The sequence below is a fragment of the Pseudomonas sp. B16(2017) genome (assembly GCF_002113205.1).
GTDB classification, from domain to species: domain Bacteria; phylum Pseudomonadota; class Gammaproteobacteria; order Pseudomonadales; family Pseudomonadaceae; genus Aquipseudomonas; species Aquipseudomonas pharyngis.
In genome coordinates this window covers 109512-134772 of sequence record NZ_NEKA01000013.1, presented here as the reverse complement: position 1 = coordinate 134772, position 25261 = coordinate 109512, and the positions used below count along the sequence as shown (strand labels likewise).

At 61.0% G+C, this 25261-nt stretch carries 20 protein-coding genes; 12 read left to right on the top strand and 8 right to left on the bottom strand.

Going from position 1 to position 25261, the window contains the following annotated elements; genetic code table 11:
- Positions 1-13: 13 nt before the first annotated feature.
- Complete coding sequence (pvdM, locus tag CAG25_RS21715; RefSeq protein WP_064594775.1) at positions 14-1363, bottom strand: pyoverdine-tailoring dipeptidase-like protein PvdM; 1350 nt, start codon at positions 1361-1363, stop codon at positions 14-16.
- Between the two features lie 222 nt (positions 1364-1585).
- Here pvdM and CAG25_RS21710 point away from each other — a divergent pair, with 222 nt between their 5' ends.
- A complete protein-coding gene (locus tag CAG25_RS21710) occupies positions 1586-3214 on the top strand; it encodes a PvdJ/PvdD/PvdP-like protein (protein ID WP_085612863.1) in 1629 nt (542 codons plus the stop codon).
- Between the two features lie 100 nt (positions 3215-3314).
- Here the strand turns inward: CAG25_RS21710 and CAG25_RS21705 are convergent, their stop codons facing one another.
- The 3 genes from CAG25_RS21705 to CAG25_RS21695 are packed head-to-tail and all read right to left on the bottom strand — an operon-like array spanning position 3315 to position 7872.
- Positions 3315-4718, bottom strand: a complete 1404-nt coding sequence (locus CAG25_RS21705; RefSeq protein WP_085612861.1) for an efflux transporter outer membrane subunit — start codon at positions 4716-4718, stop codon at positions 3315-3317.
- Between the two features lie 7 nt (positions 4719-4725).
- Entirely contained in the window at positions 4726-6699 is a 1974-nt protein-coding gene (locus CAG25_RS21700) for a MacB family efflux pump subunit (RefSeq protein WP_085612859.1), read from the bottom strand.
- Positions 6700-7872, bottom strand: coding sequence for an efflux RND transporter periplasmic adaptor subunit (locus tag CAG25_RS21695; RefSeq protein WP_085612857.1), 1173 nt, complete (start codon positions 7870-7872; stop codon positions 6700-6702).
- A gap of 333 nt (positions 7873-8205) precedes the next feature.
- Between CAG25_RS21695 and CAG25_RS21690 the strand changes: the two genes are divergently transcribed.
- The 7 genes from CAG25_RS21690 (at position 8206) to CAG25_RS21660 (ending at position 18712) form a co-directional block, all read left to right on the top strand.
- Positions 8206-8688, top strand: coding sequence for a sigma-70 family RNA polymerase sigma factor (locus tag CAG25_RS21690; protein ID WP_085612855.1), 483 nt, complete (start codon positions 8206-8208; stop codon positions 8686-8688).
- Between the two features lie 133 nt (positions 8689-8821).
- Positions 8822-10159, top strand: coding sequence for a lysine N(6)-hydroxylase/L-ornithine N(5)-oxygenase family protein (locus CAG25_RS21685; protein ID WP_085612853.1), 1338 nt, complete (start codon positions 8822-8824; stop codon positions 10157-10159).
- Between the two features lie 571 nt (positions 10160-10730).
- On the top strand, positions 10731-13430 hold the full coding sequence (gene mgtA / locus CAG25_RS21680; protein WP_064594790.1) for a magnesium-translocating P-type ATPase: 2700 nt from the start codon (positions 10731-10733) through the stop codon (positions 13428-13430).
- 54 nt (positions 13431-13484) lie between these two features.
- Positions 13485-14201 (top strand): MgtC/SapB family protein, encoded by a 717-nt coding sequence (locus CAG25_RS21675; RefSeq protein WP_085612851.1) that lies wholly within the window; start codon positions 13485-13487, stop codon positions 14199-14201.
- A 109-nt stretch (positions 14202-14310) separates the two neighbouring features.
- The gene (locus tag CAG25_RS21670) at positions 14311-14745 is read left to right on the top strand and encodes a chemotaxis protein CheY (RefSeq protein ID WP_085612849.1); all 435 of its coding nucleotides are present in this window, start codon (positions 14311-14313) and stop codon (positions 14743-14745) included.
- Between the two features lie 108 nt (positions 14746-14853).
- Positions 14854-15480 carry a response regulator transcription factor gene (locus CAG25_RS21665; RefSeq protein ID WP_085612848.1) on the top strand — a complete coding sequence of 209 codons (627 nt, stop codon included), beginning with the start codon at positions 14854-14856 and terminating at the stop codon, positions 15478-15480.
- Positions 15481-15490: 10 nt separating this feature from the next.
- Positions 15491-18712, top strand: a complete 3222-nt coding sequence (locus CAG25_RS21660) for an ATP-binding protein (protein ID WP_143492970.1) — start codon at positions 15491-15493, stop codon at positions 18710-18712.
- Positions 18713-18716: 4 nt separating this feature from the next.
- Here CAG25_RS21660 and dkgB read toward each other — a convergent pair whose 3' ends face one another.
- The gene (gene dkgB, locus CAG25_RS21655) at positions 18717-19520 is read right to left on the bottom strand and encodes a 2,5-didehydrogluconate reductase DkgB (RefSeq protein WP_085612846.1); all 804 of its coding nucleotides are present in this window, start codon (positions 19518-19520) and stop codon (positions 18717-18719) included.
- Between the two features lie 221 nt (positions 19521-19741).
- On the opposite strand from dkgB, the gene CAG25_RS21650 reads away from it, so the two are divergent.
- Positions 19742-20608, top strand: a complete 867-nt coding sequence (locus tag CAG25_RS21650; RefSeq protein WP_085612898.1) for a pirin family protein — start codon at positions 19742-19744, stop codon at positions 20606-20608.
- Positions 20609-20747: 139 nt separating this feature from the next.
- Positions 20748-22190: a mechanosensitive ion channel family protein gene (locus CAG25_RS21645; RefSeq protein WP_085612844.1), complete on the top strand. Its 1443-nt coding sequence runs from the start codon at positions 20748-20750 to the stop codon at positions 22188-22190.
- 4 nt (positions 22191-22194) lie between these two features.
- Here CAG25_RS21645 and CAG25_RS21640 read toward each other — a convergent pair whose 3' ends face one another.
- A complete protein-coding gene (locus CAG25_RS21640) occupies positions 22195-22782 on the bottom strand; it encodes a GNAT family N-acetyltransferase (protein ID WP_085612842.1) in 588 nt (195 codons plus the stop codon).
- Between the two features lie 118 nt (positions 22783-22900).
- Between CAG25_RS21640 and xth the strand changes: the two genes are divergently transcribed.
- Together xth and CAG25_RS21630 are read left to right on the top strand one after the other, a co-directional pair.
- Positions 22901-23695 (top strand): exodeoxyribonuclease III, encoded by a 795-nt coding sequence (gene xth, locus CAG25_RS21635; protein ID WP_085612840.1) that lies wholly within the window; start codon positions 22901-22903, stop codon positions 23693-23695.
- 100 nt (positions 23696-23795) lie between these two features.
- On the top strand, positions 23796-24623 hold the full coding sequence (locus tag CAG25_RS21630) for an arylamine N-acetyltransferase (RefSeq protein ID WP_085612838.1): 828 nt from the start codon (positions 23796-23798) through the stop codon (positions 24621-24623).
- Positions 24624-24626: 3 nt separating this feature from the next.
- Here the strand turns inward: CAG25_RS21630 and CAG25_RS21625 are convergent, their stop codons facing one another.
- A complete protein-coding gene (locus CAG25_RS21625; protein WP_085612837.1) occupies positions 24627-24956 on the bottom strand; it encodes a BrnA antitoxin family protein in 330 nt (109 codons plus the stop codon).
- On the bottom strand, positions 24953-25243 hold the full coding sequence (locus tag CAG25_RS21620) for a BrnT family toxin (RefSeq protein ID WP_085612835.1): 291 nt from the start codon (positions 25241-25243) through the stop codon (positions 24953-24955). Before CAG25_RS21620 ends, CAG25_RS21625 begins: the two co-directional genes overlap by 4 nt.
- Positions 25244-25261 lie beyond the last annotated feature (18 nt).

Here is a 25261-nt window from a genome sequence, read left to right as displayed (position 1 = left end):
GTTCGAATAGGTGTCAGCGGTTGACCACAGGCCTGGAGGATTTTTGTACCTGTTCCCAGACCCGCAAGAAGTTGCCGCCCCACAATTTGGCGATGTCGGCCTCGCTGTAGCCACGCGAGATCAGCTCGGCGGTTACGTTGCGCGCTTCGCTGACGTCCTTCCAGCCATCCAGGCCGCCGCCATCGTTGAAGTCGGAACTGATGCCGACATGGTCGATGCCGATTTTCTTCACGGCGTAATCAATGGCGTCACCGAAGTCCTTGAGGTTGGCCTTGGGTTCTTCGTCGACGATTGAATAGAGCTGGCCGGCGTACTCGCCAAAGCGTTGTTCCGGCCACACAGTGATGATCGGGTCGCCAGGCATCAAGGCCATTTCCAGGCCCTGCAGCGGCTGCAGATCAAACTTCGCACGCAACGCGTTGAGCTTGTCCTGGGTGGCCTGGCTCAACGGGCGCAGGTAAGTCGGGAAACCGACAATCTGCACGACGCCGCCGCTGTTCTTGATCAGTTGCATTTCCTGGTCGCTGATATTGCGCGGGATATCCACCAGCGCCCGGGGAGCCGAATGGGAGGCCACGATCGGTGCGCGGCTCAGCTGTGCGACTTGTTCCAGGGCCTTGGTCGACATCTGCGAGACGTCGATGATCACGCCCAGATCGTTGAGCCGATGCACGGCCTGTTTGCCAATGTCCGACAGACCGCCAAGCGCATCGCGGGTGTCATTGAAAAACGGCAGGGGGCGCGAGGAGTCGGCCCAGTCGTTGTTGCCCACGTAACTGAAGCCGAACATGCGCATGCCGCGTGCGGCCCACTTGTCCAGGGCGTTGAGATCGTTGCCCAGTGGATAGGCGTTGAGCATGCTGATGAAAATCGCAAACTTGCCTTCGCCATGCAGGCGGCGGAAATCGTCCGGGGTGTAGGCGATGGCGACCTGATTGGGGAAATCGCGGACCAGGGTGCTGATGATCTTGTAGCGGGTTTCCTGTTCGAAGCGGGCCTCTTCTACAAAACCGGCGGTGGGACGGTGTGGCGCGTTGGCGCCGTTCCAGATTTCCGGCCAGCCGAAGATCGTCAGGGCGGCACCGGACAGGCGCCCGCGGGCGGTTTTCACCAGATCGAACTGGCCGCTGCCATCCTTGTCGGCTTCGTTGCCGGCGGTGCCGAAATCCAGCGGCACGGTGATGTGGCTATCGAACGAAATGATCCGATCCTGCAACTCATCGGCTTGCTGCATGACTTTGACCGGGTAGCCGGGATTGTCCTTGAACCAGTGTTCCCAGACCGCAAAGCCTGCGGCAGCACTGATCGCCAGGGCCAGCGGCAGGCCAATGTAAAGAGCCTTTTTCGAACGTGGTGTTGTCATTGCCATCTCAGTCAGGTTCGCCGTCGAGTTGCGGGCGCAGGGGCCTTCGCTATTTGGGTGGAACGACTGGGCAGCCGGGTAATTTAGGCCTGGCTGAAAAGAACGCAGCCCGATTCAGGCACTGCCGAAGGCTGCGAACTTTTCGGGGCGCCATAAATTTACCTCTGCAACAAACGTTCTAGCTTGGATAAAGCCTGCTTCATGGCTGACACAGGTAGGGCAATGAAGATTTCTCGACGATGGTTCATGGCGGGCCTGGCACTGACCGGCGCCGCTGTGCCAGCAGCGTATTTTGGGCATCGTGAATGGACGAAGCCGGATCCGACGATCACCCCGGGTGAGGCGTCGTTCGACATCGCGGATGTTGCCGGGCAACGCCTGGCGGATGCGCTGCGCGGTATCTGGCAGATTCGTTTCGAGGGCCATGACGCCGGTATCGCGGGTTTGCCCAGGGACGGTCTGGAAGTGTTTCTCGATGTGGCCCACAAAGGGCGCGGCGTTATCGGCTTTCTCGACACGGCCGAGCGTTTGCGCTCGCCTCAGGCGCCGCGCTACCGCATTCTCGCGGACCTCGCCGATGTCAAAGCCTCGCAGTTGAGCTGGCGTCTGGTCAGCACATCGGCGGCCGACGGTGCACCGGACTACGAATTCAACATGGCGCTGGATGAAGTCTGGGGCGGCTTCGGCAACGCCGGCAGCGGCAGCCTCAGCGGGCGCGTCCTCAGACTGGATCGGCCGTTAATGCTGCCGGCGCAGGACAATCGTTTTATTGCCGTAAAACGCATGTTCCCCGAGGCACGCGAGCGGGCCGGGTTGAACCCGACGTTGCTGGCCTGGCTGATCTCCCCCGAGCACCGCCTGTTCCACCAACTCTGGCACGCCAGCCGCGACAAGTGGCACACCTTGAGCGAGGAAAAACGCGGCGCCCTGCGCGGTATCGGCTGGCAGCCTGGCCCGCGTGGCAAGGAGCGCGACGCCCGTGGCCCGCGCAAGGATCGCAATGGCTCGGGTATCGATTTCTTCTTCATGCACCGGCACATGCTGGGCACGGCGCGATCAATGCAGGATCTGCCGTCGTGGCAGCATTTTCCCCTGCCGCAGCCGGAATTGATCCGCGATCGCCAGGGTTTTGCCGATTATTTCGACAATCACGACGGCACTTCGCTGCCGCCGACCTGGCTGGCCGAGGACGATGACGAATACTCGCAATGGGTCAGCGACATCAAGACGGCCGAGACTTATCACAGTAATTTCCTGGTGTGGGAATCGCGCTACCGTGACCCGCGCTACCTGGCCAAACTGACCTTGGGGCAGTTCGGCTCGGAGGTTGAGCTGGGGCTGCACGACTGGCTGCACATGCGCTGGGCGTCTGTGCCGCGCGATCCCTCCAACGGGCACCCGGTGCCGTTTGCGCGTGATCCGGCCGATTTTTCCGCGCGTTGGTACGCCGCTGAAAACGATTTCCTGGGCGATCCGTTCTCCTCTCATGTGAGCCCGGTGTTCTGGGCGTTCCATGGCTGGATCGATGATCGTCTGGAAGACTGGTTCCGCGCGCACGAGCGCTTTCATCCGGGCGAAGTCAGTCGCTTGCAGGTCAATGGCGTGCCGTGGTTTGCACCGGGACGCTGGGTGGAAGTCGCCGACCCATGGCTCGGGCCGAGCACCCACGGCTGCAGCACGGTACCGGGCCTGCAGCCAGGCAAGTCAGTGGAGATGGATCCGGAAACCATGAAGCTGGCCCTGCGCATCACCTTCAGCGATGACGAGAAAGTGTTGTCGTCGTTGTTGCGCAAGGTGCCGCAGCGTCCGTGGTATGCGCGTCATCTGAAGCCCAGACAGACTCCGGTCTGAGACGGTATTCACTGCCATCGCCAGCAGGCTTGCCCCCCACCCATTCAGCTGCACCGATGAATGTGGTGGGGCCCGACCTGCTGGCGATTGCACTTGCAGGTCAGCGCGATGCCAGTACCTGCCAGCCGCCGCCTAATGCCTTGTACAAGGCAATGCTTGCCTGCATTCGTGACAATCTCAACTGCACATTCAAATCCTGCGCGGCATAGAGCGTGCGTTGGGTTTCCAGTACCGTCAGCAAATCCTCTGCGCCGGCCTGGTAGCGACTCTGGGCGATGTCGAACGCCGTTTGCGCTTGCCGCAGCTCCTCGCTTTGCCATTGCCGTTGCTCGTCGAGGCCGCGAATGCTGTTCAAGGCTTTTTCGACATCGGCGAAGCCATTGATGATCGCGCCGCGATAGTTCTGCAGCAGTTCTTCCTGGCGCGCAGTGGCTTTGTCGCGCTCTGCGCCGAGACGACCGTTATTGAAGATCGGCCCGATCAATCCGGCGGTCAGGTTGTAGAAGGGGTTGCGCAGAACGTCGCGGAACTGGTCGGCCCCGGAGCCGATATCGGCACTGAGGCTGACAGTCGGCAGCATGGCAGCGCGGGCAACCTTGACGTCGGCCTCGGCGGCGGCCAGTTGCGCTTCGGCGCGCGCGATGTCCGGGCGGCGATTGAGCAGATCGCTTGGCACGCCAGTGGCGATTTCCGGCCAATGCAGTTGATCGAACGATTCCCGGTTCAGCACGAGAGCCTGAACCGGGCGACCCAGCAGGGCTGCGAGGCTGATCGAAGCGTCCCGGGCCTGTTGTTGCACCAGCGGCAATTGCCGTTGCTGGGCCGCTACCAGGCTTTTCTGCTGAGCCAGTTCCAGGGCGGTGGCTGAGCCTGAGTCAAAACGTGTTTGCACCAGTTTCAAAACGCTTTTCGCGTTGGCCAGATTGAGCTCGGCAATGCGGCTCTGCTCGCGCAGCGACAAGGTTTGCGCATAGGTGTCGGCGACACTGCCGAACAAGGTCAGCTCCACCGTGGCACGATCGAACTCGCTGGCCTGCAAGGCGAATTGCGCACTGTCGCGAGAGGCTTGTTTGCCACCCCAAAAGTCGATTTCGTAACTGGCATTCAGATTGGCGTCGAAGTAATCCACGGCCTTGTTACTGCTGTCGGCGTCCAGTTGGCTGTAGCCCTTGCCGCGTAACAGTTTCTGCCGATTGGCATTGAGCGTGGCCTGCACTTCAGGCAATTGTGAACCGCCGGCGATCACGGTGCCGGCCTGGGCCTGGCGTACCCGAGCCATGGCGGCGGCGAGGTCGAAACTGCCAGTGCGAGCCTGTTCGATCAGGCGATCGAGCTCCTGGCTGCCGAACTGCGTCCACCATTGCGGGTTGTTGCGGGCAGTGCTGGCAGCCTGCGCTGACTGCCACGCGGCGGGAGGCTGCAAGCCGCTGTCCGGACGCTGGAGGGGATTGGCGCAGGCGCTGAGAATCAGGCACACGGTCAACAAACTGAAGCGCGGTTTCATAGATCGATCATTCACTGGTAAGGGCCGTGACCGGGTCGAGCCGGGCAGCTTTGCGGGCCGGCATGAAGCCGAAGACAACACCGGTGACCAGGGCGCAGCCAAAAGCGCCGAGCACTGCCAGCAGCGAGAAGGCGACGGCGATGTCACTGAGGATCAGCACGCCACCGACGATCAACGCCAGGGCAATCCCGGCGATCCCGCCGACCACCGAGAGCATCACCGCTTCGGTGAGGAACTGACGCAGGATGTCGCGCTGGCGAGCGCCGGTGGCCATGCGAATACCGATCTCGCGGGTACGTTCGCGCACCGTCATGAGCATGATGTTCATCACGCCGATACCGCCGACCAGCAGCGAAATCGCCGCAATCGATCCGAGCATCAGCGACAGGGTATTTTGCGTGCGCGCTTCGGCCTGGATCATGGCGGCGTTGTTGGTCAGTTCGAAATCCTTTTTGCCGTTATGCAGGCGCAGCATCATGCGCTCGATTGCCTGTTCGGTTTCCTTGACCTTGCGTGCATCGGCGGCAGCGATGGCGACGTACTCCGGGTTATACGTGCCAAACAGGCGCGTGCTGGCGGCGGAGTAGGGAATGGCGATGCGGTCGTCACTGTCGGAATCGCCGGAACTGGAGCCTTTTTCGGCGAGAACCCCGACCACTTGAAAGGGCACGTTTTCAATCAGGATGTACTGTCCGATGGGATTGGCGACGTCCTTGAGCAACTTGCTTCGGACTTTGTGGCCGATGACGGCAACCGCAGCGCCACTGGCTTCGTCGGCGGCGGTGAAGTAAGCCCCTTCAACCACCGGCCAATTGAAAATCTTCGGGAAATTGGTGTCGTTGCCGCCCACGTAACTGTTGTGATCGAGATTGCCGTAACGCACCACGGCTTCGGCGCCGTTGACGGGCATGATCTGCTTGATCAGCGGCAGGGTGGCGAGCACTGCGAGGTCGTCGAGGGTGATGATGCCCTGCGGTGCACGTGGGTGCGGAGGGACGCCACCCAGGTAAATGATGTTCGAACCGAAAGCGCCCATCTGCGCCATGACCTGACGCTTGCTGCCTTCGCCCACTGCGAGCATGACCACCACCGAGGCTACGCCGATGATGATCCCGAGCAGGGTCAGCGCCGTGCGAAAGCGGTTGATCCACATCACTCGCCAGGCGGCATGCAGAGCGTCCACCAGCTCGCCTTTCCAGGCACCGGAGGCTTGCGCACCTTCGCTCAGGCGCTTGCGCAGATCGACGGCTTGCAGGGCGCCGGGGTTGGCCGTGGCCTGGGCTTCGGGGTTGTCCCGGGCGCTGTCGCTGATGATCAGGCCGTCGCGGATCTCGATGATGCGCTTGGCCCGCGCTGCGACTTCGCGGTCGTGGGTGATCAGGATGACCACGTGGCCCTGGCTCGCCAGCTCGTCGAGCAACGCCATGACTTCCTTGCCGCTGTGGCTGTCGAGGGCGCCGGTGGGTTCGTCGGCCAGGATGATGTGGCCGCCGTTCATCAGTGCCCGGGCGATCGACACCCGCTGCTGCTGGCCGCCCGACAACTGATGTGGACGGTTGCCGGTGCGCGAGGCCAGGCCGAGGCGATCGAGCAGGGCGGCCGCGCGGGCGTGGCGTTCGGCGGCGGGGGTGCCGGCGTAGATTGCCGGCATCTCGACGTTCTCCTGGGCCGAGCCGGACGGAATCAGGTGATACCCCTGAAACACGAAACCGAAGGCTTCACGCCGTAGCCAGGCCAGTTCGTCGGTGTCGAGGCCGGCGACGTTTTCCCCGGCAAAACGGTATTCGCCGGAGGTGGGCCGGTCGAGGCAGCCGAGAATGTTCATCAGCGTCGATTTGCCGGAGCCGGAGGCGCCGACAATCGCCACGAACTCACCGGCGTGGATCGACAGGTCGATCCCGCGCAGCACATGCACTTCGGGGGCGTCGCCACCGCCGTAGGATTTGCGGATGTCCTGCAGGTCGATCAGGGGCGTCTGCATTCAGCCTCCGCTGCCGTCGGCCGGGCCGATCAACAGGTGATCGCCCTCGTTCAAACCTTCCAGCACCTGGACTTTCAAGCGATCGCTGATGCCGGTGTGTACTTCGCGGGACTGGATGTCGCCATTGGCGGCGATCACCTGCGCGGTCTGCCGGTTTGCCGTGGCAGTGCCTTGCAGGGCGGCAACCGGTGCGGTGAGAACGTCTTTTGCCTGACTGGCGACGAAGAATACCTGGGTGGTCATTTCCGCCATCAGTGCGTTGTCGGCGTTGTCGACATCCAGCAGCACGGTGTAGAGCACCACGCGGGCGCTGCCGCTTTTGCTGGAATTGGCAGGACTGCCGCCGCCCTGGCTGGTCTGGTCCAGCGGCTTGGGCGGCACCGGCAGGATTTGCCGCACGGTGCTGCTCCAGCGCCGCTGGCCGCCGCTGAGGGTGGTGAAGTAGGCGGTCATGCCCGGTTTGACGTGGCCGATGTCGGCTTCGGAAACCTCCGCCCACACGGTCATTGGCGACAGCTTGGCGATGCGCAGGATCAGCGGTGTCTGTTGTTGTGCGTTGAGGGTCTGGCCTTCGCGGGCATCGAGGGCCACCACGGTGCCGGCCATCGGCGCATAAATGCGGGTGTAGCCGAGTTCCGCCTGATCGCTGCGCAGGCTGGCTTCGGCCTGACGGATCTGGGCCTGGAACATGTCGATGCGTGCCTGGGTGGCTTTCAGTTCGGCGCGGGCGGTCTGCACGTCTTCTTCGCGGGTGGCGCCGCCAGCGGCGAGATGCTGCTGGCGCTGGTATTTCTGCTGCGCGAGTTCGTGCTGGGCTTTCTGTTCCTGTAATTGGGCCTTGAGGTTTTCGATGGAAAAACGCCCGGCGTCGAGTTTGGCTTTCTGGGTCGACGGATCGATTTCCACCAGCAGCTGACCTTCCTTGACCACGTCGCCGACCTCTACATGGATCTTGCGGATCTGCCCCGACGCCTGGGCGCCGACGTCCACATAACGCCGTGGTTGCAGGGTGCCCAGTGCGGTGACGCTGCTTTCGATATCGCCGCGGGTCACTTGTACGGTGGCGAACCTGTCCCGCCCGGGAGGCAGGATCTGCCAGGCGGCGTAGGCGATAACGGGGATCAAGCAAAGGACTACGAGCAGGGCGCGTCGGGCGGGGCGGGGACGTTTCATGCAGGGTTCCGGCCAGTGGAAATCGGCCCGTCGTTCAGAGGAGTGCGCGGGGTCAGGCACCGTTGAACGCTGCCGCAGGGCGCGACAGACACGGGGAGCTGTCCTGTAAACGAAGAAAGCGGAACGGAATTTAAGTGGCGACACAGGTTGTTACAGCAATCTGAAGGTATAGCCGGCCACTATTTGTCGGGCAACGACAAACACTACTTTAAATCTATATGAGAATTACTATAAATTACGCACCTCAAGTTGCCACTATCTTGCTACTGCCTCGGGCGGCTCGGCAGAACAGTGTGCTCAAGGACAAAACCCGCACTCGGGCGGCCGGGAGTCATGTTGGAAAACTACTATCGTGAGCTGGTGTGTTTCCTGAACGCCAGGCTCGGCAACCGACAGGTGGCCGAAGATGTGGTGCATGACGCTTATGTACGGGTCCTGGAGCGTTCCAGCGATACGCCGATCGAACAGCCCCGGGCCTTCCTTTATCGCACCGCGCTGAACCTGGTGATCGACGACCATCGGCGCAATGCCCTGCGTCAGGTCGAATCGCTGGAAGTGCTCGACAGCGAAGAGCGCTATTTCACGCCGTCCCCCCACAGCACCCTCGATCATGGCCAGCGCCTGGACATGTTGCAGCGTGCGCTGGCCGAGCTTTCGCCGCTGTGCCGCGAGAGTTTTCTATTGCGCAAGATCGAAGGCCTGTCGCACCCCGAGATCGCCGAGCACCTTGGTATTTCCAAGGCCCTGGTGGAAAAGCACATCGTCAACGCCATGAAACATTGCCGCCTGCGAATCAAACAATGGGATGCCCATTGAGCCGTCGCCGTTAAATTTTATTTCACTGTCCTCGTTCCTACTCAACAGACGATCTGCTGTCCTGCTCCGGGCCGGCCGGTCACCCAAGCTCTTCCTCCGCGCTGTTCGGGGGTTCATCCAGAGGACACTGGAAATGACACAGGCAATTGCATCGCCCATCGTTCACGACCTGATCGGCGTCGGTTTCGGCCCTTCGAACCTGGCGCTGGCCATCGCTCTGCAAGAGCGCGGCGCGACCCAGGGCGAGCTGGATGTGCTGTTCCTCGATAAACAACCCAACTACAGCTGGCACGGCAACACCCTGTCGACCCAGAGCGAGTTGCAGATTTCCTTTCTCAAGGATCTGGTCACCTTGCGCAATCCGACCAGCCCGTACTCGTTCGTCAACTACCTCAAGCACCACGGCCGTCTGGTGGACTTCATCAACCTCGGCACCTTCTATCCGTGCCGCATGGAGTACAACGACTATCTGCGCTGGGTGGCCGCGCAGTTCACTGAGCAGAGCCGCTACGGCGAAGAAGTGCTGACCATCGAGCCGGTGCTGCACAATCATCAGGTCGAAGCCCTGCGGGTGATTTCCCGCGGCACGGACGGCCAGCAGTTGGTGCGCACCGCGCGTTCGGTGGTGGTCAGCGCCGGCGGCACGCCGCGCATTCCCGAGGCGTTCAAGGCGCTGAAGGGTGACGCTCGGGTTTTCCATCACTCGCAATACCTGGCCGAGATGGCCAAGCAGCCGTGCATCAACAACCAGCCGATGAGCATCGCAATCATCGGTGGCGGCCAGAGTGCGGCGGAAGCCTTCATCGACCTGAACGATTCGTTCCCGTCGGTGCAGGTGGACATGATCCTGCGTGGCTCGGCCCTGAAGCCGGCGGACGACAGCCCGTTCGTCAACGAAGTGTTCTCGCCGGAGTTCACTGACCTGATCTTCCAGCAGAACAGCAGTGAGCGTGAGCGTCTGGTCAACGAGTACCACAACACCAACTATTCGGTGGTCGACATCGACCTGATCGAGCGCATCTACGGCATCTTCTATCGTCAGAAAGTCTCCGGCGTCGCACGTCATGCGTTCCGCACCCTGACCACGGTCGAGAAAGCCACCGCCACCGAACGCGGTATCGAGCTGACCGTGCGCAACAACGCCACCGGTGAAGTCAGCGTGCGTGCCTACGATGCAGTCGTGCTGGCCACCGGTTACGAGCGTCAGATGCACCGCAAACTGCTGGCGCCGCTTCAAGAGTACCTGGGTGACTTCGAAGTTGATCGCAACTACAAACTGATCACCGACGAGCGCTGCAAGGCCGGTCTGTACATGCAGGGCTTCTGCCAGGCCAGCCACGGTCTGAGCGATACGCTGCTGTCGATCCTGCCGATCCGCGCGGACGAGATTGCCGGCTCGCTGTATGAGCATGGCAAGAACCGTGGGCACAGCCGTTCGGTGATGGACTTGTTGTTGGCGACTGCCAGCTAAGTTTCACGATCGCCATCGCGAGCAGGCTCGCTCCCACAATGAATCTGTAAATGCAGGAAAAATGTGGGAGCGAGCCTGGTCCGGGCGGCGATCCGACGATGACTCTTCCAGAGCACCGGAAGTTTCCAATCCTGAACCCTTCCTGAACACCCGCCACATTCCCCGACACACTTCCTTTCGCGGGTTTACTCTCCAGACATCGGGGCGTAAGCTTCGCGCGTTTTCATCAATAGCGGAGACCCACAGTGGGTACTTGTTCGAGTGACAGTTGTCGGCCGGTCCTTGTAACCGGCGGATTCTCGGCAAGATAACGCGCATTCCTTTGTGCCGTTGTCTCGCCGAACAGCGAGCAGCGGCATCCCGATCATGACCGGTCCCGGTCATGTCCTGACGTCCTTCTCATCGACACTGAAAAGCCTGTGAAGTCGACTTCATCGTCGTCATTGCAGCCCTATCGACACGCCTGTCTTTTCTGACCGGCGCGCCACGCCTTGCCGTGCCGGTTTTCCGGTGCCCAGGACGAGGACGTACCTGCTCGACGGTTTCCCGGCTGACCATAGGGGCAACAGCCATGAAACTTACGCTCAAGGAATTTTTCGCAGGCTTCCTGCGGACCCGTCACATCGCCCGGCACTTCCGTCGCCTGGCCTTGCTGGAAACCCTCAGCGACACCACGGTCAGCCGTGAAGTGCCGCCCACCTTGGCCAATACGCTGGTGGACGCCGCCCATTGCGACAGCGGCGTGCTGTTGTCGAACCTCGGCACCCACACCGATGGCCTCACTGATTTCGAAGTCGATGTACTGCGTGCGCAGCACGGCCTCAACGAAGTCGAACACGAGCAACCGCTGCCGTGGTGGACCCATCTGTGGCATTGCTACAAAAACCCGTTCAACCTGCTGCTGACCCTGTTGGCGGTAATCTCGTGGCTGACCGAAGACCTCAAGGCCGCGATCGTGATTTTCTCGATGGTGGTGCTCTCGACGCTGCTGCGCTTCTGGCAGGAAAGCAAATCCAACCAGGCCGCCGATGCGCTGAAGGCGATGGTCAGCAACACCGCCACCGTGCTGCGCCGGGATGCGCCGCGTGCTGAGTTGCCGATCAAGCAACTGGTGCCCGGCGACCTGATCGTGCTCTCGGCCGGCGACATGATTCCTGCCGATTGCCGGGTGCTCAGTGCCAAGGATCTGTTCGTCAGCCAGGCGGCAATGACCGGTGAATCGATGCCGGTGGAGAAATTCCCGCGTCAGGCCGATCGCGACACGCGCAATCCGCTGGAACTCGAGAACATCCTGTTCATGGGCACCAACGTGGTGTCCGGCACGGCGGTGGCGGTGATTCTCACCACCGGCAACAGCACCTATTTCGGTGCACTGGCACAGCGGGTCGGGGCGACGGATCGTGCGGTGACTTCTTTCCAGCAAGGGGTGAACAAAGTCAGTTGGCTGTTGATCCGCTTCATGTTCGTCATGGCGCCGCTGGTGTTGTTCATCAACGGTTTCACCAAGGGCGACTGGACCGAAGCGCTGCTGTTCGCGCTGTCGATCGCCGTGGGCCTGACCCCGGAAATGCTGCCGATGATCGTCACCTCGACGCTGGCCAAGGGCGCGGTGTTCCTGTCGCGCAAGAAAGTCATCGTCAAACGCCTGGATGCGATCCAGAACTTCGGCGCCATGGACGTGCTGTGCACCGACAAGACCGGCACCCTGACCCAGGACAGGATCTTCCTGGCGCGTAATGTCGACGTCTGGGGCGAAGACTCCGATGACGTGCTGGAAATGGCTTACCTCAACAGCTACTACCAGACCGGCCTGAAAAACCTGCTGGATGTGGCGGTGCTGGAACACGTGGAAATCCACCGTGAGCTGAAGGTCGGTACGGCGTTTCGCAAGGTCGATGAAATCCCGTTCGACTTCAACCGCCGGCGCATGTCGGTGGTGGTCGAAGGGCGCGGCCAGCCGCATCAACTGATCTGTAAAGGCGCAGTGGAAGAAGTATTGGCGGTGTGCAGCCGGGTGCGTCACGGTGAAGTCGACGAAGCCTTGAGCGATGAATTGCTGGCGAAAATTCGTCAGGTCACCGCAGCATTCAACGCTGAAGGCTTGCGTGTGGTAGCAGTGGCGGCACGGTCGATGCCTGAAGGTCGCGACACTTACAGCCTGGGCGACGAGCAGGAACTGACGCTGATCGGTTACGTGGCGTTTCTCGATCCACCGAAGGAAAGCACCGCCCCGGCACTCAAGGCCCTGGCCGAGCACGGCGTGGCCGTGAAAGTGCTGACCGGCGACAACGAACTGGTGACCGCCAAGATCTGCCGCGAAGTGGGCCTGGCCCAGCAAGGCCTGTTGATGGGCAACGACATCGAACGCATGAGCGACGCCGAACTGGCGGTGGCGGTAGAAACCACCAACGTGTTCGCCAAACTGACGCCGTCGCACAAGGAACGCATCGTGCGCATCCTCAAGGGCAACGGCCACGTGGTCGGGTTCATGGGCGACGGCATCAACGACGCACCGGCGCTGCGCACCGCCGACATCGGAATTTCCGTGGACAGCGCGGTGGACATCGCCAAGGAAGCGGCCGACATCATCCTGCTGGAAAAGAGCCTGATGGTGCTGGAGGAGGGCGTGCTGGAAGGGCGTCGGACCTTCGCCAACATGCTCAAGTACATCAAGATGACCGCCAGCTCGAACTTCGGCAACGTGTTCTCGGTGCTGGTCGCCAGTGCGTTCATTCCGTTCCTGCCGATGCTGCCGATGCACCTGCTGGTGCAGAACCTGCTGTATGACATTTCGCAGATCGCGATCCCGTTCGACAACGTCGACGACGAGATGCTGAAACAGCCACAACGCTGGCAGCCAGGGGACGTCGGGCGCTTCATGCTGTTCTTCGGGCCGATCAGTTCGATCTTCGACATCACAACGTTCGCCTTGATGTGGTACGTGTTCGATGCCAACACCCCGGATCACCAGACCCTGTTCCAGTCCGGCTGGTTCGTGGTGGGGCTGCTGACCCAGACGCTGATCGTGCACATGATCCGCACGCCGAAGATTCCGTTCCTGCAAAGCCGCGCGGCGATGCCGCTGCTGGTGATGACCGCAATCATCATGGCCGTGGGCATCTTCCTGCCGATGGGGCCGCTGGCGCACTACTTCAAATTGCAGGCGCTGCCGTCGATGTACTTCGTGTTTCTGCCGGTGATCCTGCTGGCGTACATGGCGCTGACCCAGGCCGTCAAAGGCTTCTACATCCGCCGGTTCGGCTGGCAGTAACAGGCCAGATTCCCCCCTTGTGGGAGCAAGGGGGGCGGTTTCAAGGAGTTCGACATGCAAGCGATCAACAATCTCAACCTCAGCTCATTGCTCGACACTTTGGTCAGCCTCAGCGCGGCGTTCATCCTCGGCGGCCTGATCGGCTTCGAACGCCAGTACCGCCAACGCACGGCGGGCTTGCGCACCAATGTGCTGGTGGCGGTCGGCGCGGCGATTTTCGTCGACATGGCCAACCGTCTCGCCGGGGCCGAAGGCGCGGTGCGAGTGGTTGCCTACGTGGTTTCCGGCATCGGTTTTCTCGGTGCCGGGGTGATCATGCGCGAAGAGGGCAACGTGCGTGGGCTCAACACCGCCGCCACGCTCTGGACCTCGGCGGCGGTTGGTGCCTGCGCCGGTGCCGACCTGCTGGCCGAAGCGGTGCTGGGCACCTTGTTCGTGCTCGCCGCCAATACCTTGCTGCGGCCGATCGTCAACAACATCAACCGTCAGCCGCTGGACGTGGTCTCGGCGGAAGTCACCAACATTGTTTATGTCATCGCTCGGCGTTCGCAGCAGAAAGCCGTTTTCGCCTTGCTCGAGGCCGAGCTGGAACGCAGCAATTACCCGGCCAGCGATGTCGATGTACATGCCTTCGGTGCCGATGAAATCGAGATCGAAGCGACGCTGGCCACCACCTCGGTGGACGGTGATGAACTGGATGCGCTGGTGGCGCGAATCTCGACGTCGACGCTGGTGGTGCAGGCGTTCTGGAGTCCGAGCACCACGGAGTAACTTTTTCAATCCCGATGAGTGACCGTGTTTTTCGGAAAAGTCCTACAGAGTGTATCCCGATGCTTGGGTAGTCTTGCCGCCACTTGAAGCGACTACCCGGACTTCCACATTGACCGACAAAACCCTGCGCATCCTGATCGCCGACTTGCAGCATTTTCAGCGGATGAAGATCGAGCGCCTGTTCAATGGCCTCGATTATTACCGCATTGCACCGGTGCAAAGTCTTGCCGAACTGTTGACCCTGGTCGATTACGGCTGTCAGCCGTTCGATGTCCTGGTGGTTAATGCCGAACTGGCGAGCGGGATCGCGGATCTGCCCGGTGTTCTGTTCGATCACCCACAAGTCCGACGGGCCCTGGTCTATGGCGAGCCGGCGGATTCCACAGGGGTTCCCGGGCATTTCGGGGCAAAGATCACCACCAGCCCTGCAGCGCTGCCTTCATTCGACGAAATCGAACAGCTGATGACCTCGGTCGAGGCATCGCTTGGGCGGTCATCGCGTGCGCTATCACAGATCGGTCTGGCGCGCACCTGTCAGATCTGACAGGTGCTTCATCGTACAGTCTGTGCAACAGTTGTAGCGCAGCTACCAATAGTCCCGTTCATGCAAGATCGGTGGCTTCATCACTATGTAATCGCACCGGGAGTGGTCATGGGTCGAGTACTGCTTGCCGAAGATCACCCGGTGGTCGTCTCTGCCATCCATATGCTGTTGCATGGGTTGGGCTATAAGCAGATTCACGTGGTGTCGAGCGGCGTCGACGTCGTGCCGATGATTCGTGAACATGCGCCGGATCTGATGATTCTCGACCTGAACCTTGCAGGTATGGGCGGGCTGGATGTATTGGAGCGTATCAGGGCTATCGGGCTGGTTTGCAAAGTCGTGATTTTCACCTCGGCTCCCCGGAACAGTTTCCTGATGCGTTGCCGGCGTGCCGGAGCGATGGCCTTCGTGGAAAAGTCTGCCGACCTGAAACAGCTCGAGAATGCGATCAAGGCTGTGCGTTCGGGCTACACTTTTTTTCCTGAAATGCACGGTGTCAGTTCAGGACAACTCGATGCACTGAGTGATGAGCGGCAGTTGATTGATCGGCTGTCCGACCGCGAACTGCATATTCTGGTGCAACTGGCTCACGGCAAGTCCAACAAACTCATCGCCTTGGAAATGAACCTGAGTCACAAAACCGTCAGCACCTACAAGACCCGATTGATGCTCAAACTGGGAATAACGTCCTCAGTGACGTTGCGAGAGCTGGTCGTGCGCAACGATCTGTTCTGAGAGGCTTTCCATGATGAGACCGTTGCGGTTGGTGTTTCTGTTGGCACTTTTGTTTGCAGGCACAGCTCAGGCGGCGACGAGTGCGCAAAGACTGGAAATTGTTTCCCGCACCCGCCTGGAAGGCGTGCAGGTTCGCCTTGATGATCAGGATAAACAGTGGCTGAGCGCTCATCCGGTATTGCGCATCGGTGCCTCCTGGCCGGATTACCCGCCCTTTGAACTGACCCGCAAGCGCCATGAGCTGGAAGGCCTCACCGCCGATTACGCCGATGCGATCGCACAGGTACTCAATCTCGCCGTCGAAGTCTGGTGCTATCCCGACCGCGCAAGTGCGATGGCCGCGCTCAAGGCCGGTGATCTGGATTTGCTGGGCACGTCGAACAACTTCGAGATCGCCGACCCCGAACTGATGCTGTCCCGTGCCTACGCCGAAGATCAGCCGATGTGGGTGACCCGGCTCGACGAACCATTGCCCGACGATCTGGCCGGCAAGCGAATCGCCATGGTGGACGACTACCTGCCAGCCTCGACCATCGAGCAGGCTTACCCGCAAGCCTCCCTGCAGCGCTATCGCTCGATTCTCGATGCCCTCGGCGCGGTGGCGTTCGGTCGGGATGCGCTCTACCTTGGCGACTTCATCAGCGCCAGCTATCTGATCAACACTCATTTTTATAACGACCTGCAACTGGCGGGCCCCTCGGGCCTTGACGCCAACCCGTTCGGCTTCGCCCTGACCCGCAGCAACACGCGGTTGAAACGTCTGGTCGACAAGGCCCTGCTGGCGATTCCCATGGAGCAGCGCCTTGCGATGGAGCTGCGCTGGAGTGCCGGGCGCGCGGACAGGGCAGCGCAGTCGCGGGTAAGTCTGAGCGACAGCGAGCAGCAATGGCTGGATCAGCATCCGGTGGTGCGGGTCGGTGCTATCGACGATTTTGCGCCGCTGGCATTCTTTGATGCCGATGGCCGGTTCAGCGGCCTGACTGCACAACTGCTCAACCTGATCAGTCAGCGCAGTGGCCTGACATTCGAGGTGGTCCGAGGTCAGTCTCTGGATCGTCAGGTCGAGCAGCTCAGGAGCGGGGAGCTGGATCTGTTGCCGGTGCTGACACCGAGCCGCGAGCGTGAACTTGAAATGCGGTTCACCCGGTCGTACGCCAACAGCCCCTTCGTCTTGATCACCGATTTGAAGGCACAGGCGCCGCGCAGTCTCGAGGAGATGGCGGGTAAACGTCTGGCGCTCTATCGCGGTAATCCGCTGCGCGAATATCTGTTGGAGCAGGTGCCGCAGATCAGCCTGATCGAGTTGCCGAGTCCGGCGGACGGTACGCGGGCGCTGCTTGATGGTCGGGCTGATGCGACATTGAGCTCGTTGCTGGTGGCGCGTTATCAGATCGATCACCAGTACCGTGAGCGCTTGCGGATTGTCTCCACGCTGGGTGATCAACCGGCCCGGATTGCCATGGCCACGGCGCCCGATGCCCCGCAACTGCAATCGATTCTGAACAAAGCGCTGCTGGGCATTGCACCCCAGGAAATTGATGGCCTGGTCGCGCGCTGGAGTCGTAACGTGGTGTTGCAGGACAGCTATTGGCAGCGTCATAGAGAGCAAATCCTGCGCGGGTTTGCCATTGCCGCCGGGTTGCTGTTGCTGGCGTTGGGCTGGATCGCCTTTCAGCGTCGGCAGATCCGTCAGCGTCAACAATGGTTAAGACAGTTGCAGGAGGCCAAGGAGGCGGCCGATGAAGCCAATCGTGCCAAGAGCACGTTTCTGGCGACCATGAGCCATGAAATCCGCACACCGATGAATGCCCTGATCGGCATGCTTGAACTGGCCCTCAAGCGTGCCGATGAAGGCGTGACCGATCGCCAGGCGATCGAGGTGGCGTCCAGTGCCGGGCAGCAATTGCTGGCATTGATCGGCGATATTCTCGACATCGCGCGCATTGAGGCTGGGCATTTGTCGCTGGTTCCCGAACGGGTCAATCTGCGCGAGGTGGTGCAGTCGGTGTGTCGGATTTTCGAAGGCCTGGCCCGGCAGAAGCAATTGTTGTGGCATGTGGAGCTGGATGAACGCAGCAACGTCGAGGTGATGATCGATGCCCTGCGTTTCAAACAAGTGCTGTCGAATCTGTTGAGCAATGCCATCAAGTTCACCGATGACGGCGAGGTGAGCCTGCGCTTGCGCGTATTCGGCGAACAGGACGGGCTGATTGAAGTGGGTGTAGCCATTGAAGACAGTGGCCGGGGAATCAGCGCCGAGGATCAGCAACGCTTGTTCAGCCCGTTTGTGCAGGTCGGCGATCATCAGTCTGCGGCGCAGGGCGGTTCTGGCCTGGGGTTGGTGATCAGCCGCAACCTGTGCCGGATGATGGGGGGTGATTTGTGGATGACCAGCGAGCCGGGCAAGGGCACTCAGGTCATGCTGCGACTGGAACTGCCAGTGCTGCAGCCGCTGGTGCAGGAGGCTGCACCGGCACCCGTGGCGACGGCGGTCAAGTCGCTGAACGTGCTGGTGGTGGATGACCATCCCGTGAATCGCCTGTTGTTGTGCCGACAGTTGAGTGAACTCGGCCATCGCCCCGTTGAAACCGAAGGTGGTGAGAGCGGGCTGGCGCTGTGGCGCAGGCACTCCTTCGATGCACTGATCACCGATATCAACATGCCGGGGCTCAATGGATATGAACTGACGCGCGCGGTGCGTCAGGAAGAAGCCGCAACGGGCAGGGGGCCCTGCCTGATCCTTGGATTTACCGCCGATGCGCGGATGGAACAGAAGCACCGATGCCGGGCGGCCGGGATGGACGATTGCCTGTTCAAGCCGGTTCTGCTGCGGGAATTGAGCCAGGCGCTGATGGTCGCCACATCCGGGGGAACGCAGGTCGAGAGTGTGGACGATCCGGCAGTGGCCGCGTTCGACCTGAGTGCGCTGTTACAAATGGCAGGCGCGGACAACCCGCTGATCGGGCAATTGCGTGAGGAGGTGCTGAGCAGTCTGCGCATCGACCTGAAGCGTCTGGATGAATCAGGCCGCAAAAATGACCGCGCCGATTTGCGTGATCTGGCGCATCACGTCACGGGCGGGGCGCACATGATCGGTGCCGAGCGCGTGGTCTCGGCGTGTCGGCTGCTCGAACAGGCCTGCCGGGCCGATCAGCCCGAAGCGGCATTGATGGCCGCCATCGATTCGCTGCGCGAGGCCATGCACGACCTCGCGCAGCAGCTTCAGGCCTGATCGGTCAGTCCCACTGCGGCGCGATGCCTTTGGGGCTGGTCAGGCGATGGCCGCGATCCAGTGTGGCGATCAGCGCCATGTCGGCGTTGCTCAGGGTCAGCGCCGTGGCACCGAGGTTGCCTTGCAGGTTGGCGCGTTTGGTCGACGACGGAATCACCGCGTAACCCGATTGCATCGCCCACGCCAGCGTGACCTGCGCCGGGGTGGCATGCAGGCGCTCGGCGATCTGCACGATCAGCGGATCCTTCAGCACTTCGCCGTAGGCCAGGGTCATGTACGACGTGATCTGAATGCCCTGACTTTGCGCAAACTCGACGACCTTACGGTTTTGCAGGTATGGGTGCAGTTCAATCTGGTTGGTGGCGATGTTTTGCGCACCGACCGCAGCAATCGCCTGTTTCATCAGGTCGATGGTGAAGTTGGACACGCCGATCTGCCGGGTCAGGCCCAGGCGTTTGGCTTCCAGCAACGCGCCCATGAATTCCTCCACCGGCACCTGATCTTCCGGCGACGGCCAGTGGATCAGCGTCAGGTCAAGGTAGTCGGTCTGCAGCTTTTGCAGGCTTTCCTTGAGGCTTTCGATCAGACGATCCCCGGCGAAGTTGGCGATCCAGATCTTGCTGGTGATGAACAGCTCTTCACGGGCAATGCCGCTGGCAGCGATGGCTGCGCCAACGTCGGCCTCGTTTTCGTAGATCTGTGCGGTGTCGATGACTCGGTAACCAAGTTCAAGGGCAGTGCTCACCGAATCGATGACCACCTGGCCTTGCAGGCGAAACGTACCAAGACCGAAAGCGGGAACAGACATGCAGGGACTCCAGGATTGCAATGGGAATGGGCAGGAGTATCCGCGTCTGATTCCTCGGGAAAAACCGCTGTCGGGGCAAAGTACTGTTGACTGAAAGTCACGAATCACCGTGATCGATATCGTTCCACCAGTAGAACGATGAGGACGGTTTTGGCTGACTAGTACTAAATACGTGGCGAATTTATGATCGGCCCATGAACAACCCGATTGCGGAGTCCACCATGAAAAATCTTATCGGTCTCTACACCAGCCCTCGCGGCCACTGGGTCGGCGATGGGTTTCCGGTGCGTACCCTGTTTTCCTACGACAACCTGGGCCAGCACATCAGCCCGTTCCTGCTGTTGGATCACGCCGGGCCTGCGCATTTCACCCCGACTACTGAACGCCGCGGCGTGGGGCAGCATCCGCACCGTGGCTTCGAAACCGTGACCATCGTTTACGAAGGCGAAGTGCAGCACCGCGACTCCACCGGCAGCGGCGGCACCATCGGCCCGGGCGATGTGCAGTGGATGACGGCGGCTTCCGGCATCCTGCATGAAGAATTCCACTCGGAAAACTTCGCCAAAACCGGCGGCAACCTGGAAATGGTGCAACTGTGGGTGAATCTGCCGGCCAAGGACAAAATGGCCGCGCCGGGTTACCAGACCATTCTGGACAGTGATATTCCGCAAATCGCGCTCAAGGACGGTGCCGGCAACCTTCGTCTGATCGCCGGTGAGTTCGACGGCCACAAAGGTCCATCCCGCACGTTCACGCCTATCGACGTGTGGGATCTGCGACTGAACACTGGCAAGTTGCTCTCGCTGGATCTGCACGAAGGCCGCAACACGGCGCTGGTGGTGTTGAAGGGTTCGGTTCAGATCAACGGTGGGGAGTCGATGCGCGAAGGCCAGTTGGCGCTGTTCGAGCGTGATGGCGATCGCATCACCCTTGAAGCCAGCGCGGACGCGGTGGTGCTGTTGCTCAGTGGCGAGCCGATCGACGAGCCGATTGTCGGCCACGGCCCGTTCGTGATGAACACCGAGCAGGAAATCCACCAGGCTTTCGCCGACTTCCAGTCCGGCCGCTTCGGCCAGATGCACGGCTGAAAATCCCGGCAGGCGCCACGTGCGCCTGCCGGTTTTTTTTGAGCGCGCGCAGTGGCGCTCATCCCGCCAAATCAATTACTCCTACACTGAGGCCAATCTGTGCGATCTTCTCGCGACTGGCCCCTGTCGGAGTTGTTTGATGCTGTCTCTGCTCACCGATCATCCGTTGTTTTGCGCCTTGATCCTGATCCTGGTCGATCTCGGTCTGTGGCGCCTGATCAGCGCCCACGGCAGCGCGTGGAAACTGTTGGTGCGGGTGCTGATTTTTGCCCTGTTCAGCATCCTGCTGTTCAACGAAGGGCTCAACCCGATGGAGCCTGCGCCGTGGGCCGACAATGTACCGTTGCACCTGGCGGCGACCGGGTTGCAGATCGGCTGGTGGCTGTTCGGCGCGCGCACCCTGACGGTTCTGATTGGCGCGGTGATGATGCAGCGGGTCGGGCACACTGGGCGGCTGTTGCAGGATCTGCTCGGTGCGGTGATCTTCCTGATCGCCATTATCGCGGCGCTGGCCTACGTGCTGGATCTGCCGGTCAAGGGCGTGCTGGCAACCTCCGGGGCGCTGGCGATCATCGTCGGTCTGGCGTTGCAGAGCACCTTGAGCGACGTGTTTTCCGGGATCGTGCTCAACACCACCAAGCCTTATCAACTGGATGACTGGATTTCCATCGACGGCACCGAAGGCCGGGTCACCGACATCGACTGGCGCGCCACGCGCCTGCAAACCAGTCAGGGCAGCATGGCGGTGATTCCCAACTCGCTGGCGGCCAAAGCCAAGATCATCAACTTCAGCCGGCCGAGCAATATGTTCGGGGTTGCCGTCAGCGTGCAGGTCAGCCCCCATGCGCGGCCCAGTTCGGTGATCGAGGCCCTGGAGCGGGCGATGCAGGGCTGTCGCCAATTGCTGGAGAGTCCCGCGCCGAGCGTCGCACTGAAGAACTCCAACAGCGCCGGCGCCGAATATGAAATCAGCGGGTTCGTCGCCTCGATGAGTGAAAAGCGCGTGGTGCGCAATCAGCTGTTCGACCTGGCGTACCGGCACCTGCAAGCGTCCGGGGTCACTCTGCTGTCGAGCGATGAGCCTGGCGTGCCGAGCAATCTCTCGCGCCCTCGGGCGTTGCTCGACAGCTCGCCGATTTTCTCCACCCTGCGTCAGGAAGAGAAAGAAACCTTCAGCCAGAACATGACCCTGCAAACCTTCCGCGCCGGCGAGACGATCCTCGCGGGCGGCGAGGTCAGCGATCACCTGTTCATCATCGAATCCGGCGTGGTCTCGGTGACGCTCAAGCGCCATGGCACGCCGTTCGAGTCTGGACGGATGGGGCCGGGTGAGGTGATCGGCGAGGCGGGGATTCTGTCCGATACGTCGTTGCCGGCCGACTTCTCCGCCAAGACCTTCTGCGCGCTGTACCGCATCGAGAAGTCTTATCTCAAGCCGTGCCTGGACGCTCGTCACGACATCAACGACGCGATGCAGGCGCTGCTCGATTTCCGCCTGCACAAGGCGCAATCCCTGACGGAAGAAACGCCGGTGCTGGCGCCGAAAAAAGGGTTCCTGCAATGGCTGCGCAATCGCGTCTGAGCCTTCAGCGCAGGCCGTAATCCGCCAGTTTGCGTTCCAGGTTCAGGCGCACCTGCGGCCATTCGTCATCGATGATGCTGAAGCGCACCGAGTTGCGCTTGCGGCCGTCCGGCATGATGCGTTCGTGGCGGACGATGCCTTCCTGTTGCGCGCCGAGCCGCAGGATCGCGTTGCGCGATTTCTGGTTGTTTTCGTCAGTGGTGAACTGCACCCGCACGCAGTCGAGCACCTCGAACGCGTGGCGCAGCATCAGGTACTTGGCCTCGGTGTTGACGAAGGTCTTCTGAAAACGTGCCGAAATCCAACTGCTGCCGATCTCCAGCTTGCGGTTGAACGGGTCGATTTTCCAGAACCGGGTCGAGCCGATCACTTCGCCGGTTTCCTTCAACACGATGACAAACGGCATGACCGTGCCTGCCTCACGGCCGTCGAGGGCCTTTTTCAGGTAAGCGTCGACGGTGGTCGCCGACGGCACCACGGTGACCGTGAGGTTCCACAGTTCACCGTCGGCGGCAGCGCGGAGCAGGGCATCGGCGTCGGCGTATTGAAGCGGGCGCAGGATGATTCCCTGGCCTTGCAGCGTGGTTTGCATGAGCGGGTTCTCGGCGAATCGGGCGAGGGCCCATTACGCCGCACGGGAAGGATCCGACGCAACCGTCGCAGTGGGCGGATGTCAGAGTTTTTATCGGTCAATGGCAGGAACCCCGACGATGAAAAAAATGCGCATTGCCACGTTCAACGTCAACGGCCTGCGGGCCCGACTGCCAAACCTGCTGGAATGGCTCAGGCGCGAGCAGCCGGACATCGCCTGTTTGCAGGAGCTGAAACTGGTGGACAGCGCGTTTCCCGCCGCCGATCTGGAGGCCGCCGGCTACGGCGCCATCTGGCACGGTCAGGCTTCATGGAACGGCGTGGCGATTCTTGCCCGCGATGCGCAACCGCTGGAGAGCCGGCGCGGTTTGCCCGGCGATCCCGACGATAAACACAGCCGCTACCTCGAAGCGGCGGTGCACGGGGTGTTGGTGGGATGCCTGTACCTGCCCAATGGCAATCCGCAACCGGGGCCGAAGTTCGACTACAAACTGGCCTGGTTCGAGCGCCTGATCAAATACGCCAAGGATCTGCAAAGCAGCGATCACCCGGTGGTGCTGGCCGGCGATTACAACGTGGTGCCCACCGATCTGGATATCTACAACACCCGTTCCTGGCTCAAGGATGCGTTGTTGCAACCGGAGAGCCGCGAGTGCTATCAGCGTCTGCTGGATCAGGGCTGGACGGACTCTTTGCGGCATCTGTATCCCGAAGATCGGCTGTACACCTTCTGGGACTATTTCCGCCAGCACTGGCAGAAGAACTCCGGGCTGCGGATCGACCATCTGCTGCTCAATCCAAAGCTGAGCCCTTATCTGCACGAGGCCGGTGTGGATGCCTGGGTGCGCAACGAACCGCATGCCAGTGATCACGCACCGACGTGGATTCGCATCGATTCGCGTAAAAGACGCTAGCCGGTGATTGGTTAATTCAATTGTCGATTCGAGGCCCGGATCCCGTATACATGGCGACCATCGGCGGAACGATCCGCGCCCCATGCAAAAGGACCCAGCCATGAGCGAGCCACGCCTGACGAATCTGAAACAGTATCTGCAACGCCTGGGATTCGATACGCCCCCGACACCGACCCTCGAAACCCTGCGCCTGTTGCAACTGCGCCATACCGGCGCCTTTGCTTTCGAAAACTTGTCGACGCTGAGTGGCGAACCTGTGCTGATCGATCTGCCCTCCATTGAGCGCAAGGTCCTGAACGACGCCCGTGGCGGTTACTGCTACGAGCTGAACAACCTGTTTCTGGCCTTGTTGCTGGAGCTGGGGTTCGATGCGCGGGGCATCAGCGGGCGAGTGGTCATGAATCAGCCCGAGGGCAGCTGGACGGCGCGCACCCACCGCTTGAGCCTGGTGACCATTGACGACGTGCGCTACATCACCGACGTCGGCTTCGGCGGCATGGTGCCGACCGCGCCGCTGGTGCTGGATACCGACGCCGAGCAATCCACGCCTCACGAACCGTATCGCATCGAAGTGCAGGCCGATGGCTACATGCTACGGGCCAAAGTCGCCGGCGAATGGCGGCCGATGTACCTGTTCGACCTGCAACGCCAGGAAGACATCGATTACACCCTCGGCAACTGGTACGTGTCGACCCACCCGGACTCACCATTCGCCCAGCGCCTGATGGTGGCGCGTACCGGCGACGGCTGGCGGCGTACGCTGAATAACGGCAGTTTCGCCATTCACCGCATCGGCGCCGAGAGCGAGCGGCGCGAAGTGACAGATGTCGATGAACTGATCGAATTGCTGGAACGGGAATTTGGCCTGCACTTGCCGCACCAGCCCGGTGCACGAGAGGCTCTGGCGCGCTTGATTCAGCCAGTTTGAACGCTACGGTTTGACGTCCGGTTCCAGCACCCGCCGGATCTCGTTCACGGCCGCCGACAGTTTTTTCTCAAGGCTCTTGAGGTCGGTGGCGGTGATGCCTTGCTTGAATTGCCCGCTGGAATGTTCGAGTTCATCGGTTGCGTCTCGGCTGTTAAGCAATGCGTGGCGCAGGGTGTTGTTGATTACCGTCTGATAGCCAAACCCTTCCTCTTCGGCGACCGCACGTGCCGCTTCGATGACCGCATCATCAAGCATGATGGTGATGCGCGTTTTGCCCTTGGTGGGCGCCAATGCGCCGCGTTTGCCCTGAGAGAAGTCGTACTCGTCTTTCATCGGTCAGCCTCCAGAAAATATTCGCGACGTTCACTCGGTGTAGCGACACGTGCGGAAATGATTCGAACGAAATTCGGTTCGCGGTAACTGTACGCAACAACCAACAAACGTCCTTTGCCGTCGTTGCCGAGTGTGATCCAGCGTTGCTCGTCATGGTCGTTGTCTTCAATGGTCAGTGCTCGGTCGTCGTAGAAGACCGGTTCGGCCTCGGCGAGGCTGATCCCTCTGTGCTTGAGTTTGTTGGCAGCATTCTTGCTTTTGTCGAACTGAATCTTGAATGACTTCATTATGCATACTTTATATGT